15 protein-coding genes and 1 other annotated feature are annotated in these 15,266 nt (G+C 39.9%); all 15 genes read right to left on the bottom strand.

Features of this window, described 5'->3' with window-relative positions; translation table 11 throughout:
• Positions 1-2: 2 nt before the first annotated feature.
• A complete protein-coding gene (locus U9R83_RS00585) occupies positions 3-512 on the bottom strand; it encodes an NYN domain-containing protein (protein ID WP_014462033.1) in 510 nt (169 codons plus the stop codon).
• Between the two features lie 2 nt (positions 513-514).
• The gene (gene rlmB / locus U9R83_RS00580) at positions 515-1,258 is read right to left on the bottom strand and encodes a 23S rRNA (guanosine(2251)-2'-O)-methyltransferase RlmB (RefSeq protein ID WP_014462034.1); all 744 of its coding nucleotides are present in this window, start codon (positions 1,256-1,258) and stop codon (positions 515-517) included.
• A complete protein-coding gene (locus tag U9R83_RS00575; RefSeq protein ID WP_014462035.1) occupies positions 1,248-1,673 on the bottom strand; it encodes a Mini-ribonuclease 3 in 426 nt (141 codons plus the stop codon). Before U9R83_RS00575 ends, rlmB begins: the two co-directional genes overlap by 11 nt.
• A 7-nt stretch (positions 1,674-1,680) precedes the next feature.
• A complete protein-coding gene (cysS, locus tag U9R83_RS00570) occupies positions 1,681-3,078 on the bottom strand; it encodes a cysteine--tRNA ligase (protein ID WP_014462036.1) in 1,398 nt (465 codons plus the stop codon).
• The gene (gene cysE / locus U9R83_RS00565; protein WP_013054905.1) at positions 3,068-3,724 is read right to left on the bottom strand and encodes a serine O-acetyltransferase; all 657 of its coding nucleotides are present in this window, start codon (positions 3,722-3,724) and stop codon (positions 3,068-3,070) included. Before cysE ends, cysS begins: the two co-directional genes overlap by 11 nt.
• 72 nt (positions 3,725-3,796) lie before the next feature.
• Positions 3,797-4,020 (bottom strand) — a binding site (T-box leader).
• A gap of 39 nt (positions 4,021-4,059) precedes the next feature.
• Positions 4,060-5,517, bottom strand: coding sequence for a glutamate--tRNA ligase (gene gltX, locus U9R83_RS00560; RefSeq protein WP_042992398.1), 1,458 nt, complete (start codon positions 5,515-5,517; stop codon positions 4,060-4,062).
• Between the two features lie 105 nt (positions 5,518-5,622).
• Positions 5,623-6,102 carry a 2-C-methyl-D-erythritol 2,4-cyclodiphosphate synthase gene (ispF, locus tag U9R83_RS00555; protein WP_013054903.1) on the bottom strand — a complete coding sequence of 160 codons (480 nt, stop codon included), beginning with the start codon at positions 6,100-6,102 and terminating at the stop codon, positions 5,623-5,625.
• The gene (ispD, locus tag U9R83_RS00550; protein WP_014462039.1) at positions 6,099-6,800 is read right to left on the bottom strand and encodes a 2-C-methyl-D-erythritol 4-phosphate cytidylyltransferase; all 702 of its coding nucleotides are present in this window, start codon (positions 6,798-6,800) and stop codon (positions 6,099-6,101) included. Before ispD ends, ispF begins: the two co-directional genes overlap by 4 nt.
• A 25-nt stretch (positions 6,801-6,825) precedes the next feature.
• Positions 6,826-7,923 (bottom strand): PIN/TRAM domain-containing protein, encoded by a 1,098-nt coding sequence (locus U9R83_RS00545; RefSeq protein ID WP_014462040.1) that lies wholly within the window; start codon positions 7,921-7,923, stop codon positions 6,826-6,828.
• A 147-nt stretch (positions 7,924-8,070) separates the two neighbouring features.
• Positions 8,071-9,150 (bottom strand): DNA integrity scanning diadenylate cyclase DisA, encoded by a 1,080-nt coding sequence (disA, locus tag U9R83_RS00540; RefSeq protein ID WP_013054900.1) that lies wholly within the window; start codon positions 9,148-9,150, stop codon positions 8,071-8,073.
• 3 nt (positions 9,151-9,153) lie between these two features.
• Positions 9,154-10,530 (bottom strand): DNA repair protein RadA, encoded by a 1,377-nt coding sequence (radA, locus tag U9R83_RS00535; RefSeq protein WP_013054899.1) that lies wholly within the window; start codon positions 10,528-10,530, stop codon positions 9,154-9,156.
• A gap of 123 nt (positions 10,531-10,653) precedes the next feature.
• Positions 10,654-13,095, bottom strand: coding sequence for an ATP-dependent protease ATP-binding subunit ClpC (gene clpC / locus U9R83_RS00530; protein ID WP_014462041.1), 2,442 nt, complete (start codon positions 13,093-13,095; stop codon positions 10,654-10,656).
• 20 nt (positions 13,096-13,115) lie between these two features.
• Entirely contained in the window at positions 13,116-14,189 is a 1,074-nt protein-coding gene (locus tag U9R83_RS00525) for a protein arginine kinase (protein ID WP_013054897.1), read from the bottom strand.
• Positions 14,190-14,192: 3 nt separating this feature from the next.
• The gene (locus U9R83_RS00520; protein ID WP_014462042.1) at positions 14,193-14,735 is read right to left on the bottom strand and encodes a UvrB/UvrC motif-containing protein; all 543 of its coding nucleotides are present in this window, start codon (positions 14,733-14,735) and stop codon (positions 14,193-14,195) included.
• Positions 14,736-14,776: 41 nt separating this feature from the next.
• Positions 14,777-15,238: a CtsR family transcriptional regulator gene (locus U9R83_RS00515; RefSeq protein ID WP_013054895.1), complete on the bottom strand. Its 462-nt coding sequence runs from the start codon at positions 15,236-15,238 to the stop codon at positions 14,777-14,779.
• Positions 15,239-15,266 lie beyond the last annotated feature (28 nt).

The raw sequence follows: 15,266 nt of genomic DNA, 5'->3' as shown, positions 1-15,266 counted from the left end.
CCTCACCGCTGTCCCCGACGCCATTTTTCGAAAATTTCGGCTACTTGATTGGAAAGTTGAATGCGTGCCGCTGGCTTTTGATTTTGAATAGACTTCACATCAAGATTAATATGTTTCTCAATTTGCTCAATTTCGTTGTACAATTCTCGAGCAGAAATTCTAAGCGCACCTTGTCCAAAGATTGCCCACTGCTCCGTAAAATCAGATGTAGCAACATGGATCTGTGTCTTTACATTGTTTAGCTCTTGAGCCAGCTTTTCAATGTACTCATCCGCTGTTTCATTTTCTCTTGTAAATACAACGTCAACCTTATGATTTTTTGCCTTCTTTTCAATTCCTTCGACCATATGAGCATCGAAGACAATAATGACACGATAGCCCATATATGCTTGATACTCTGCCATCTTTTCGATTAACAGGTCTCGGGCACTGGCTAAATCATTATCTCTAAGCTTTCTTAGGTCGGGCCACGCACCTATCATGTTATAACCATCCACCAGTAGAATATCCATTCTTATTCACCTAGAGGATGGCGTTTTCGGTAAACCTCATACATGAGAAGACTAGCTGCTACAGATGCATTTAACGATGTAACATGCCCAACCATTGGAAGCTGTACAAGGAAGTCGCATTTTTCACGAATCAAACGACTCATGCCTTTTCCTTCGCTTCCAATCACTAATGTAAGCGGCATACCTCCATCTAAGTTGCGGTAATCGTCGCTTTCTTTCGCATCTGTTCCAACAATCCATACGCCTCGATCTTTTAATTCATCAATCGTCCTTGATAGGTTTGTTACCCTTGCTACAGGAATATGTTCAATCGCTCCTGTAGACGCCTTAGCTACAGTGGCCGTCAATCCAACTGAACGACGCTTTGGAATAATAATACCGTGTGCGCCAACGGCATCGGCTGTTCGCATAATAGAACCTAAATTATGGGGATCTTCAAGCTCATCTAACAGAAGAAAAAACGGACTTTCATTACGTTTTTCCGCTAAGTTAAATAAATCATCTAACTCTGCATACTGATAAGCAGCAACTTGTGCAGCTACTCCTTGATGAATACCGTCTACCATTTGCTCAATTTTCTTTTTCGGTACAAACTGCACCAATACACCATTACGTTTTGCTAACTGCGTGATTTGCCCCATAGAACCGCCTTGCGATCCTTCGGCAATCCATAGTTTGTTAATGTCGCGCCCAGACTTTAGGGCTTCTAGGACCGGATTACGTCCAATGATAAATTCATGTTCCATGATTCATTCCTCCCTCTCCTTCATCGACGAAAGAGATAGCTTTAGTAATAAGTTCCATCAATCTTTCTTCTTCACCTAAGAGATACAAATAGCCTACGACCGCTTCAAATGCCGTACTGTAGCGATACGTTTGCACATCTGTGTTTTTAGGGACTGTACCGGACTTTGCATTGCGTCCTCGGCGCAGTACACCTTCTTCTTCTTCAGTAAAAAAGTTTTCATTTTTAAAATAATATACGATTTGCGCTTGTGCTTTTGCTGATACGTATTTTTTAGCTTTATTATGAAGCTGGTTAGGGCGCACTGTCCCTAACACCAGCAGGTGGCGGCGAACATGCAAATCAAACACCGCATCACCCATATAAGCAAGAGCTAAGCTATTTAGCTGTTTTACATCTAATTTACTGCTGCTCATAAAACTATTATCCTCTTTTCCATCTTGTTCCTTGCGCCGTATCTTCTAAAATAATATTTTTAGCCTTTAATTCATCTCGAATTTGATCTGCTAATTGGAAATTACGATCTTTACGAGCCTGAATACGATCTTGGATCAATTGATCAATTTCTTCGTCTAGAAGTCCAGCTTCTCCAAACGTAATGCCTATTGCAGCACCTAACTCTTCAAACTCTTTAACAAAGGCTTCAATTACATCTGTAGACGTTGTTTGTTCTAATAAATACAAGTTAGCTTGCTTTGCTAGCTCAAACAGAACAGAAATAGCATTTGCCGTATTAAAATCATCATCCATCTCTTCAATGAACGTTTCGCGAAGCTCTTTTAGCTTCTCAAACCATTCTGAAGCATCTTCTTGAAGATTTGTTGCTGCTTCTAGGCGGTGAGTTAAGTTGCCGTAAGCTGTTTGCAGACGCTCAAACCCTTTGCGTGTATTCTCTAAAATCTCTTCGTTATAGTTAATTGGGTGACGATAATGAACAGATAAAATAAAGAATCGAAGTAGAGAAGGATCATGCTTTTTAATAATGTCATGAACTAACACGAAGTTCCCTAGTGATTTAGACATCTTTTCATTGTCAATATTGATATATCCGTTATGAAGCCAATATTTCGCGAACGATTTCCCAGTTAGGGCTTCTGATTGGGCAATTTCATTTTCGTGATGAGGAAAAGCTAAATCCTGACCGCCTGCATGGATATCAATTGTATCACCTAAATACTTGCGTGCCATTGCTGAGCACTCAATATGCCAGCCTGGTCTACCTTGACCCCAAGGGCTATCCCAAGCAATCTCTCCATCTTTGGTTGCTTTCCAAAGCGTAAAGTCTAATGGGTCTTCTTTCTTTTCTCCAACTTCGATACGAGCACCGGATTGCAATTCATCAATAGATTGATGTGATAATTTTCCGTATCCCTCAAACTTACGTGTACGATAGTATACATCACCCTCTGACTCATATGCATAGCCTTTTTTCACCAATTCGTCGATGAACTCAATAATGATATCCATATTTTCAGTTACGCGTGGATGCACATCGGCATGCTTGCACCCAAGGGCTGATGTATCTTCAAAGTAGGCATCGATAAAGCGGTTTGCGATCGTTGGAACATCTTCTCCTAACTCTTTTGCTGCCTTAATTAATTTATCATCCACATCTGTGAAGTTTGAAACATACTCTACGTCGTAGCCTCTAAATTCTAAATAGCGGCGCACCGTATCAAATACGATCGCAGGACGTGCATTTCCAATATGAATATAGTTATATACAGTTGGCCCGCACACATACATTTTAACTTTGTTTTCTTCTAGCGGTACAAACGTCTCTTTTTGACGTGTTAACGTGTTATATAGCTTAATTGCCATGATGGATCTTCCCTTCTTTTAATTCCTTTAATTGATTTTGCAGATGTAAAATTTCTTTCTCTAGCTGCTTGAAACGCTCTGCATCTGGATCTGGCAAATCTTGATGATTCAAATCTTTTGGAATCCGGACGCCATTTTGAATGACGACTCGGCCAGGGATACCAACAACCGTTGAGTTTTCTGGGACGTCATTTAACACAACTGAGCCTGCTCCAATTTTAGAGTGCGCATGAATCGTAATCGACCCTAGCACTTTAGCACCTGTTGCAATTAAGACATTGTCTTCAATCGTCGGGTGACGCTTTCCTTTTTCTTTCCCTGTTCCTCCGAGTGTTACTCCTTGATATACGGTTACATTATCTCCAATTTCGCACGTTTCCCCAATAACAATTCCCATTCCGTGATCAATAAAAAATCGGCGGCCAATTTTCGCACCCGGATGAATTTCAATCCCTGTGAAGAATCGGCTAATTTGTGAGATTACACGTGCCAGAAAAAACCACTTTCTTTTAAAAAGCCCGTGAGCTAATCTATGTGCCCAAATAGCATGCAACCCCGAATAGGTTAATATCACTTCAATATAACTTCTTGCTGCAGGATCTTGTTCAAATATGGCCTCAATGTCTTCCTTTAACAACTTTAGCATCATCTCACCCCAATTCCGCTATTCCTCTATCTACTCATTGATTGTATAAAAAAACGTCCCTATGTCAAATGACACAGAGACGTATATACGCGGTTCCACTCTGTTTGGATCAACAAACAATCCCAACTCTTCTCTCATAACGTGAAAGTACCCGCTTTTGCCTACTTACTTAGTAGCATTCAACAAAAGACTCAAAGGCGCACTTCAACAAGTTTTGTCATAGGTTACTTTCAGCCGGTGATAACCCTCTCTGATATGCAATGAACTTGCCTACTCTTCCTTCTCAACGATATCCATATTTGATTACTGTATCATATGGGCAAAATAGAAATTTGTTAACTATAAATGCTTTCTAAACGAGCTAGAACTGTTTCTTTCCCTAAAAGGGAAATAGCTTTTGGAAGCTCTGGACCGTGTGTTTCGCCTGTTGTTGCTACACGAATTGGCATAAATAGTTTTTTACCTTTTTGACCTGTTGCTTTTTGTACAGCTTTTGTTGCTGCCTTAATCTCATCAGCGCTGAATTCTTCTAAAGAAGAAATCTCTTCAGCAAATGCTTTTAGCACTTCTGGTACTTGCTCTTCACCAAGCACTGCTTTTGCTTCTTCACTGTAATCAATTTCTTTCTTAAAGAACATTTCAGTAAGTTCAACAATCTCAGCGCCAAAGCTCATTTGTTCTTGGTATAGAGCGACTAAGTCACGTACCCATTGTTCTGTTTCTGCATCGCGCGTTTCTTCAACTTTTCCAGCTTTCACTAAGTGAGGAACTGATAAAGCTACTACCTCGTCTAAATCCAGTTGTTTCATGTATTGGTTGTTCATCCAACGTAATTTGCTTGTATCGAATAGTGCTGGAGATTTTGATAAACGAGCTGGGTCAAAAATTTCAATAAACTGTTCTTTAGAGAAGATTTCTTCTTCTCCCACAGGTGACCAGCCAAGCATTGTAATAAAATTAAACAGTGCTTCCGGCAAGTAGCCTAATTCTTTATATTGCTCAATAAACTGAATGATTGACTCATCACGTTTACTTAGCTTGCGACGATTTTCATTTACGATTAATGTCATATGACCAAATACAGGAGGCGTCCAGCCTAAAGCTTCATACACAAGAATTTGCTTCGGTGTATTAGAAATATGGTCATCTCCGCGTAGAACATGCGTCATCTTCATTAGATAATCATCAATGGCTACAGCGTAGTTATATGTTGGTGTACCGTCTTTTTTCACAATAACGAAATCACCAATGCCTTCAGACTCAAATGATACTTCATCTTTGACAATATCATTCCACTTAATTTCTGTGTTACTAGGAACACGGAAGCGAATGCTTGGCTCACGGCCTTCTGCTTCTAGTTCAGCACGCTGTTCAGCTGTTAAGTTACGGCACTTACCTGAATAGCGCGGCATTTGACTGTTCGCCTGCTGTTCTTCACGCTCTTTTTCAAGCTCTTCCGACGTACAGTAACAGTGATAAGCTAATCCTTTTTCAAGAAGTTCTTCCGTATATTTTTGATAGATTTCCGTACGTTCAGACTGGCGGTAAGGACCGTACTCGCCGCCTACGTCGATACTCTCATCCCATTCAATACCTAACCATTTTAAATAGCGCAGCTGACTTTCTTCTCCGCCTTCGATATTACGCTTTTGATCTGTATCTTCAATACGGATAATAAATTTACCGTTTTGATTTCGTGCAAATAAATAATTAAATAGTGCTGTTCTTGCATTCCCTATATGAAGATGTCCAGTTGGACTCGGGGCATAACGAACTCTTACTTCGCTTGACATAACTAAGATGACCTCCAATTTAATATTACTTATAGTATGTATTTATATGTTTTAGACATGTTCTAATTTTATCACCAATTAGGTATCTGTCAAAGTCAACTGTTTTTATTTTTGATAAACTAAAACGGCTGCTTGGGCGGCAATTCCTTCTTCACGTCCCGTAAAACCTAACTTTTCTGTTGTTGTTGCCTTGACGTTAATTTGAGAAATGCTTGCTTCTAACAGCTGCGCAATGCGCTCTCTCATTGGTTCAATATAAGGAGCCATTTTAGGTTTTTGCGCGATAATCGTGCAATCTACATTGCTTAATTCATAGCCTTCATCTTTTAGCAGTTTCCATACATGTTGAAGAAGCTTTGCTGAATCAGCATCTTTAAATTCAGGGTCTGTATCTGGAAAATGCTTTCCGATATCTCCTTTAGCCGCCGCTCCTAATAAGGCATCTGCGATTGTGTGCAACAGCACATCTGCATCTGAATGGCCTAATAATCCTTTTTCATACGGAATTTCTAAACCGCCGATGATTAAAGGTCTTCCTTCTGCAAATTCATGTACGTCGAAACCTTGTCCTACTCGAATGTTCATTTTTCCACTCCTTTAGCTGTGTTTAGCTTTGTTAATATAGCTTCTGCATATAACAAATCTTCTGGTGTTGTTAGTTTTATATTATCGTAATTTCCCTCTACAATCGATACTTTTTGCCCCGCTTTTTCTACTAAGCTTGCATCATCGGTGCCTAAGTATTCATTTGTTTTTGCTTTTTCGTGTGCATCCATTACTACATCAAAAAGAAAAGCCTGCGGCGTTTGAATAGCCCACAAGCTAGAGCGCTCAACTGTTTCAATGACAGTCCCCTGTTCCACACGCTTAATTGTGTCTTTTACTGGAACAGCCAGTACAGCAGCCTTATCACTAGCAGCTTTTTCTACTAACTCATGGATTGTGTTTTGTTGAACAAATGGTCGAGCGCCATCATGAATTAATACCATCTGAGCCTGCTTTAGATTTTTAAGGCCGTTATAAACGCTATGTTGACGTTCATCGCCTCCAACTGTCAATGATTGAACCTTTTGAATTGGATATTCGGTTAATAACTCTTCAAAAATCGCCACTTCTTTTTTGTTTACAACTAGTACAATTCCACTGCACCAAGGATCTTGTTCGAATTTTTGCAGCGTATGAATGATAAGCGGAACGTTTTGAATAGTTAAAAATTGTTTGTTCCGCCCCGCTTTCATTCGCTTCCCCTGCCCTGCAGCTAAAACGATAATTTCATACTTCATAGGTATACTCCCTTTACCTGTTACGTCACAGTGCTTTTTCTAATAACTTGGGTTTCGCAAAAATCATACGGCCTGCTGAGGTTTGGAGTACGCTCGTCACCAGTACATCAATTTGCTTTCCAATGTAATTTCTTCCTTCTTCTACCACAATCATTGTACCGTCATCAAGATAGGCAATACCTTGATTATGCTCTTTACCGTCTTTTATAACCAACACATTCATTTCTTCTCCCGGAAGCACAATTGGCTTAACGGCATTTGCTAAGTCATTAATATTTAAGACGCCGACATTTTGAAGTTCACATACTTTATTTAAATTAAAGTCGTTTGTAACGACCAACCCGGAAGTCAGCTTTGCCAATTTGACCAGCTTACTGTCCACTTCTTGAATGTCTTCGAAATCGCCTTCATAAATTTCTACCTTCATTGCCAGTTCCTTTTGAATACGGTTTAGAATATCTAGACCTCGTCTACCTCTGTTTCGTTTTAGAACATCCGACGAATCAGCGATATGCTGAAGTTCCTCAAGCACAAAGCGCGGAATAACAATCGTTCCGTCTAAAAATCCTGTTTGACAAATATCTGCGATACGACCGTCAATAATAACGCTTGTATCTAAAATTTTAAGAGACTTTAGTGATTCTTCATTATCTGCTTCTTCTTCTTGCCCTTTTTTCTTCCCAATTCGAGATGGCATCGAAAACACGTTCACAAGCTCATCACGTTTTTTAAAGCCGACTTGAAACCCTAAGTAACCTAAAAGAATACTTAGAAAGATTGGTAAAATGGTACTTACTACTTGAAGTTGAATTCTGCCTAAAAAAGCTCCGACCAAGTAGGCTACAATAAGCCCTAAAATCAATCCTAAGCTACCAAAAAGTACATCCGTTACAGGCGCCTTCAGTAACGCCTCTTCCACTCGGCGAATTAATTCAACTATATAATCAACAATCCAAAACGTGACAAGGAAAAACAAAATAGCTCCCAGTATTGCATCGACGTAAGGTTTTTCTAGAAATGCTACATCTTGCAGATTTAATAATTGAATAAGTTCAGGTATAAAAAAGACGCCCAATGTACCACCTGTAATAATAAAAAATAACTGTACAAAACGTTTTAACACGCCTTCACCTCCCTTTATCATTATAAACAGTTTACAATGATTGAAACCTGTTATTTAACCAAAAAACAGAATTTGTAAACAAACTGTCACTTTTTTTGTATTTTCACAATATCTTAATGAATCAAACATTTAATGTCAATTAATATCCTATAGCTGACGGTTTGTAAGATGCTGCTCTTTTAGTCTTTTTAGGCCTTCTCTAATTTTCCGTGCTCGAATTTCACCGATGCCTTCTACCTCATCCAATTCTTCTACCGACGCATCTGCTATCGTTTTTAAATCCCCTAATTCATCAATGAGATTTTCAATAATAATCGATGGAAGTCTTGGAATTTTATGAAGCATTCGATACCCTCTAGGAATAACGCTGTCTTCAAAGCTTGTATACATAGGATATCCCATTAAGCGAAGGAGCGTTTGGTCATCGAGAAGAACATTATTTGACGGCTGCTGCATGCGTTCAATTACTCGGTAAGGGTCAAAGCTGAGGTCATACATATAATCTTTGATTAATAAAGTTGCTTCTTCCTCTAAGTGAGAAAGCAGTTCATTCATTTGGAGACGGATTAGCCTTCCTTCTGTTCCTAACTCGCTAATATAGCTCAAAATCTCATTTTTAATACGCAAAACCATTTCTGTACGATGAAGCGACTGCAGCACATCTGTATGAGTTACTTGCTCTTCAAACTCTAATGCACTGAGACTTGTAATCGATTCATCTAATACCGCCTTGTACTTTTCAAGGGTTCCAAGCGCTTGATTCGCTTTTGCTAAAATAACGCTAATGTCTTTCAATACATACTGCAGAGACCCTTTGTAAAGCGTAATCACATTCCGTCTTTGTGAAATGGCTATCACCAATACACCTGACTGCTTAGCTACGCGCTCCGCTGTACGGTGACGCATTCCTGTCTGTGAAGAAGGGGTAGAGGGATCTGGCATGAGCTGAGCATTAGCAAACAATATCTTGCTTCCGCTGTCGTTTAAAATAAGCGCTCCATCCATTTTGGCTAACTCGTATAAATGCGCAGGTGTAAATGCACAATTAATGGAAAATCCTCCATCTACCATCTTTTTGACTTGTTCATTGTAGCCCATAACAATTAAGCCGCCCGTCTTTGCCCGCAAGACGTTATCGATACCGTCACGAATAGGGGTTCCTGGTGCTACAAACTGCAGAATTTCTGATATTTGTTTTTGACTAACTGTTGTTTTTTCTCCTTCCACTGCTTATCCTCCTAATGTATATTGCAGAGCCTCCGCTACTGTTGATACCCCAATCACATCAATACCATCTGGGACTTTCCATCCTCCTAAATTTTTCTCCGGAATAATAATTCGTTGGAACCCTAATTTTACCGCTTCTTGAACGCGCTGTTCAATTCTAGACACTCGGCGTACTTCGCCTGTTAATCCTACCTCTCCTACAATAACATCTGTAGCGCTAGAAGCAGCATCTCTGAAGCTTGAAGCAATGCTAACGGCTACAGCTAAATCGATTGCTGGTTCATCTAATTTCACTCCACCTGCTACTTTTAAATAAGCATCTTGATTCTGCAGCAGCATTCCTACACGCTTTTCTAAGACAGCCATGATAAGCGAAACGCGATTATGATCTACTCCTGTCGCCATTCTTCTAGGGTTTCCAAAGCTCGTTGGACTGATTAGCGCCTGCAGCTCTACTAATACGGGTCTTGTTCCCTCCATTGAAGCGACAACAACCGACCCTGCTGCTCCCTGAGACCGTTCTTCTAGAAAGATTTCAGATGGATTCAATACTTCTTCTAGCCCACTTTCTTTCATTTCAAAAATGCCCATTTCATTTGTAGATCCAAATCGGTTCTTAACCGCTCTTAATATACGATACGTATGATGACGCTCTCCTTCAAAATAAAGAACCGTATCCACCATATGTTCAAGAAGTCTTGGACCCGCAATGGCCCCTTCTTTCGTTACATGACCCACAATAAAGATGGCAATGCCATTTGTTTTAGCAACACGCATTAGTTCAGCCGTACACTCTCGCACCTGTGAGACGCTTCCTGGCGCTGATGTCACATCAGCATGGTAAATGGTTTGAATTGAATCAATCACCACAAAATCAGGCTGCATGCTTGAGATGGCTTCTAGTATTAATTCCAAGTTTGTTTCTGCGTGAACATAAAGCTCTTCAGCTTTTACACCTAGCCTGTCCGCTCTTAACTTCGTTTGTTTGGTTGATTCCTCTCCCGAAATATATAGTACTTTATTTTGTTTCATTGCTAACTGCGCGGAGGTTTGCAAAAGTAAAGTAGACTTTCCGATACCCGGATCTCCCCCTATTAAAACGAGTGACCCTCTGACAATACCGCCTCCTAATACACGGTTTAACTCTGCAGAAGGTGTAAAAATCCGTGGTTCTGTTGTAGATTCAATCGCTGTAATTGACTGAGGTTTTTGAACTTTAGAAGCAGTAGCTCCGGAAAAAGCTCCTCGGCGTGATGACTTCGTTTCTTCCATTTCTTCCACCATCGAATTCCAGCTTCCGCATCCGGGACATTTCCCCATCCATTTTGCGGATTCATATCCGCAATGCTGACATGCAAATTTTGTTTTTCGTTTCGCCATTATGTTATCAATCTCTCCGTTCATTCAATCGATTTCTATCTCTATTGTACACTATTTCCTAAGCTAAAATAAAAAGGGAGGCATACGTGTTTTTTCGTATGCCTCGTCTTGGTTTGAGTAAATTTAGCTGATGCTGCTTGGAGCGGAGGATTTAACAACAAATTCTCCTTTGTCTACATCTAGCGTCACTTTCTGACCTTTTTGAACAACCCCTTTTAGCAGCTCTTCAGATAAACGGTCTTCAATATGTTTTTGAATTGCTCTACGAAGTGGACGAGCACCGTATTCTGGGTCAAAACCTTCCTCTGCAATCTTATCAATTGCTTCTTTTGTTAATTCAAGATCAATTTCTTGCTCTTTTAAGCGTTTTGTTAACTGATCAGCCATTAATTTAACGATTTCAGCTAAGTGAGGTTTCTCTAATGAATGGAAGACGATAATTTCATCGATACGGTTTAGGAACTCCGGACGGAACGCGCGCTTCATTTCCGCCATTACTTTTCCTTTCATATCTTTGTAGTCTTGCCCTTCCGCTTCTACTGTGAACCCTAAGTGCTTGCTTCGTTTTAATGTATCCGCACCTACGTTTGATGTCATAATTAAAATCGTATTACGGAAATCAACTGTACGACCTTTTGAATCCGTTAAGCGTCCATCTTCTAACACTTGTAATAAAATGTTAAATACATCCGGATGCGCTTTTTCAATTTCGTCTAAAAGAACAACTGAGTAAGGTTTTCTTCTCACTTTTTCCGTTAACTGGCCGCCTTCTTCGTATCCAACATATCCTGGAGGTGAACCTACTAAGCGTGAAGTAGAATGTTTCTCCATGTACTCAGACATATCGATACGAATCATTGCATCTTCATCGCCAAAGATTGACTCCGCTAATGCACGTGCAAGCTCTGTTTTACCAACCCCTGTTGGTCCTAAGAAAATGAATGAACCAATTGGACGTTTTGGATCTTTCAAGCCTGCTCTAGCACGGCGCACAGCTTTTGCAACTGCTTTTACCGCTTCTTCTTGCCCAATTACACGAGAGTGAAGAATCTCTTCCATGTTCAGCAGTCTTTCTGTCTCTTCCTGTGCCAGTTTAGAGACCGGTACACCCGTCCAGCTAGATACCACCATCGCAATATCTTCTACGGTTACAGCTGAGTTTTCCTTACCTTGCTGCTCTTTCCAAATTTTCTTTGTGTCTTCTAATTCTTCGCGTAGGCGTTGTTCTGTATCGCGTAAAGATGCTGCTTTTTCAAATTCTTGACTTTGAACAGACGCATCTTTTTCATTGCGTACTGATTCTAATTTTTGCTCTAATTCCTTTAAATTTGGCGGCGTTGTAAATGAACGTAAACGCACTTTTGAACCAGCTTCATCAATTAAATCGATTGCTTTATCCGGTAAGAAACGATCTGAAATGTAGCGATCTGATAGTTTCACCGCTTGCTCGATTGCCTCATCAGAAATAGATACTCGGTGATGCGCTTCATAACGGTCACGAAGCCCTTTTAAGATTTGAATAGACTCTTCCAACGTTGGTTCATCCACTTGAATTGGCTGGAAGCGACGCTCTAGCGCTGCATCTTTTTCAATGTATTTTCTGTATTCATCTAAAGTCGTAGCACCGATACACTGAAGTTCTCCACGAGCAAGAGACGGTTTTAAAATATTAGAAGCATCGATAGCGCCCTCTGCGCCACCAGCACCAATTAATGTGTGTAACTCATCGATAAAGAGAATGATATTACCTGCTTGACGAATTTCATCCATTACTTTCTTCAGGCGATCTTCAAATTCTCCGCGATATTTTGTACCAGCCACGACCGTTCCCATATCCAAAGTCATAACGCGTTTGTCACGTAAAATTTCTGGAACTTCATTGTTGACGATTTGCTGAGCCAAACCTTCAGCGATTGCCGTTTTACCGACACCTGGCTCCCCAATTAATACAGGATTGTTTTTTGTACGTCGGCTTAACACTTCGATAACACGCTGAATTTCTTTCCCACGTCCGATAACAGGGTCTAAGCTTCCTTCGCGCGCTACAACTGTTAAATCGCGTGCTAAGCTGTCTAGCGTAGGTGTATTGGCATTTGAAGAGCCTCCGCCTTGATGACTTGAAGCAGCTTCATTGCTACCTAATAAATGAAGTACTTGCTGACGAGCTTTATTTAGGCTAACACCTAGATTATTTAAAACGCGTGCTGCAACGCCTTCACCTTCACGAATTAAGCCTAGTAAGATATGTTCTGTTCCTACATAAGAATGACCAAGCTTTCGGGCTTCATCCATTGAAAGTTCAATGACTTTTTTCGCTCGAGGTGTATAATGAATGGTCTGCGTTAATTCTTGGCCTCTGCCAATTAATGCTTCCACTTCTTTTTGAATTTTTTCAGTGCTTAGGCCTAGAGCGGAAAGAGCTTTTGCTGCAATTCCTTCACCTTCACGAACGATGCCTAATAAAATGTGCTCCGTTCCAATGTTGTTGTGACCTAGGCGTAGTGCTTCTTCCTGTGCTAAAGCTAATACTTTTTGTGCGCGCTCTGTAAATCTACCAAACATCATATAATCGTCACCCTCCACGTTTAATTTGTGTTTTTATTTATAGTGAGACGTTCTCGAATTAAGGTGGCTCTTTTAATGTCACGTTCTTGAGGCTTTAGGGGCCCTCCCGAATACTTTTGTAAAAAGCCTGGCTGCGTCATAATGATAAGTTCATTCAATATATTTTGACTCAGTCCTTTTATATACCCTAAATCGATTCCTAATCGAACATCTGATAAACATTGTGAAGCTTCTTTGGACTCAATAATACGGCTATTGGCCAATACTCCATATGAACGATACACTCGATCTTCTAACTCTACATGAGATGTTTTAAACAGCGCGTCTCGTGCAGAGTGCTCTTGTGTAATTAACTGCTGTACGACACTATTTAAATCTGCCACAATATCTTCTTCAGATTTCCCTAAGGTTATCTGATTAGAAATTTGAAAGATATTCCCTAAAGCTTCGCTACCTTCTCCATAAATTCCTCTCACCACTAAGCCGAGCTGGTTAATAGCGGGAATAATACGATGAATTTGACGGGTCATCACTAAAGCCGGCAGATGCATCATCACAGATGCACGTAGCCCAGTACCCACATTTGTGGGACAGCTGGTTAAATACCCTCTATTTTCATCAAACGCATAATCTACGTATTTCTCAATCCAATTATCTACTTTATTCGCTGTGCTTAAAGCTTCAGATAATTGAAGGCCTGGAAATAAACATTGTATGCGTAAATGATCTTCTTCATTAACCATAATACTCAAATCTTCTTTTTCTGATAAAAAACAAGCTCCGTTGTTATCTCCTTCAGCCAAGTTAGGACTGATAAGATGCTTTTCAACCAACACTTGCTTTTGAAGAGGCTGTAATTCGTTCATCTTTAGTAAATGCAAATTCCACTGATTGGTGTTCTCGCTTTTTTGAAAAACTTGCTCGAATACTCGAACCACTTCAACTGCTTGTTCTTTAGAAAAGAGAGTTGGAAAAAGATAATGAGTTAAATTTCGAGCCAGCCTGATTCGACTACTTAGAACAATATCTGAATTTGAAGCTTCTTGACGCATCCAAGAGCTAACAGGCTGGGAAAAGAACAAATCCTGGGACATGAATTACGCTTCCTCCTCTCTCGATTCGTTCATCTTCTTTTCTAGTAATCGAATGTGATCTCGGAGTTCCGCTGCTTTCTCAAACTCCTCTTTTTCGATATACTCTTTTAAGTTCAATCTTAATGCCTGTAATTCCTTTTTTAAATGAAGATTACTTGCAATTCTTGCTGGTATTTTTCCATGATGTAGATAATTACCTCCATGCAGCCTCTTCAAGAAAGGAATAAGAGGTCGCTCAAATGTTTTGTAGCAATCTGCACATCCAAACCTGCCGATTTTAGCAAATTTTTGATATGTCATGCCACAAGTAGGACAAGAAAGAATCTCCTGACTTTGTTTCTTATAATTTTCAGTTACTGCTGGATCTAGGTTAAGTAGGCCAGCTAGTAAGTTATTGATCGAAAAACCTTGCTGATTTGAAAAAGAAAATGTATCTCCATTTTCTGAAGCGCACTGTTCACATACATGCATCTCCGTCTTTTCACCATTAATAATTTTTGTGAAGTGAAGAGTTGCAGGTCTCGTTTCACATTGCTGACAAATCATCCTGTCATCACTCCCTGTTCTAAATAAAATAGATCATGAGCTTATCGGTAGCGTAATGAATTAAGCATTGCTTTTAAAAGATTAGCCCTTAGCTCATCACGATAAGGAAGTTCAATATTAATAACTGAACGATTGATAACACTCAACATGATTTTTGCTTCTCGTTCTGTGATGACTTTTTCTTCAACTAACCTAATAATGACGTTTTCAGCACTTACTTGTGAAATTTCATTTTGAATCATCTCAATTACTTGCTGAAACAAATCCGCTGCATCATGCATTTTTACTTTGGCAATACGAATAAAGCCGCCGCCGCCTCGCTTACTTTCCACAAGATAACCTCTCTCAACTGTAAAACGGGTATTGATAACGTAATTAATTTGCGACGGAACGCATTGAAATTTATCAGCAATCTCACTGCGCCTTATTTCAACAATTTCTCTTTCACTTAATTCAAGTACTTGTTTTAAATACTGTTCGATAATGTCAGAGATATTTGGCACGCTGCCCCCTCCTTCTGACTTTGACTAT

The sequence above is a fragment of the Priestia sp. LL-8 genome (assembly GCF_036227845.1).
GTDB lineage: Bacteria > Bacillota > Bacilli > Bacillales > Bacillaceae_H > Priestia > Priestia zanthoxyli.
The sequence above is the reverse complement of the archived record's forward strand: the minus strand, read 5'-3'. Positions and strand labels throughout refer to the sequence as shown.